The organism is Frankia tisae, assembly GCF_025403405.1.
GTDB lineage: Bacteria > Actinomycetota > Actinomycetes > Frankiales > Frankiaceae > Frankia > Frankia tisai.
On the sequence record NZ_JANEZT010000748.1, the window covers coordinates 1 to 891 of the forward strand.

At 75.1% G+C, this 891-nt stretch carries 1 protein-coding gene; it reads right to left on the bottom strand.

Going from position 1 to position 891, the window contains the following annotated elements:
- Window positions 1-891 (bottom strand): cell division protein PerM (locus NBZ85_RS31475; protein ID WP_261563464.1); only part of this gene is annotated, 891 nt, incomplete at both ends.

The following is an 891-nucleotide window of genomic DNA, read 5'->3' on the forward strand; positions in this document are numbered from 1 at the left end:
CCCCCGACCCGCCCGATCGACGCCTGGATCGCCAGCCCGGTGAGCAGACCGCACGTCACGCCCGCGCCCAGCACGGTCGCGAGCCGGTCCCGCGACCGGCTCCCGGCGGTAGCCCGGTTGACCATCGCCATCAGCACGATGCCCGCGACAATCGGCACCAGGGCGAGGACAAGCCAGCCGGGCCGCGGCAGCGCATTCGGGGGCAGCGCCGCCAGCACCGGCAGGTCGGGCAGGTCCGCGGGATGGACCATGTCGACCCGGACCAGGCCGGGCCCGGTCCGGAAACCGGGACCGAGGGCGTAGGACAGACCCCACAGCATCAGGTTGGGGACCAGCGCAAGCTGCGTGGCCGCGAGCCCGATCCCGCCGAGCACCCCGACATCGAGCGACCGCTCCGCCCCGGCCACCTCGGGCAACGTGGCGGCAAGCACCAGGGCGACGCCGAAGGCGGCGATGGCGATCAGCGATGCGAACGCACCCGCCCCGCACAGCATCGAACTCCGCAGCATTACGGGCAGCGTTCGCCAGGCGGTCCGCAGCCGGTGCCGGCCGGCGAGGGTGCCAAGCAGCGCAGCCGGCAGACCGAGTGCGACCGTACCCAGCGCCGCGGACAGCAGGGTCGGCCGGGCCGGCCCGGAGCTCACGACAAGTGCGACGAGCACGACGAACAGCGTCTGCGCACCGACAACGCCGAGGACGTCGGCCACCACCGTCCCCCAGGGGACGCCGATGGGCGCGCCGCGCTGGCTCCGGTTGCCGGTCCCGCCCACCGCGCCGGAGTCGGCGGGACCGGCCGTCCGGCTCGTCGCCCCCGTCTCCCGCTTGGACGGGTCACCGCCGCCCCCATCGGCGGCTGCCGCTCCATCCCTACGGTCCTGGTCGGACCCGTCC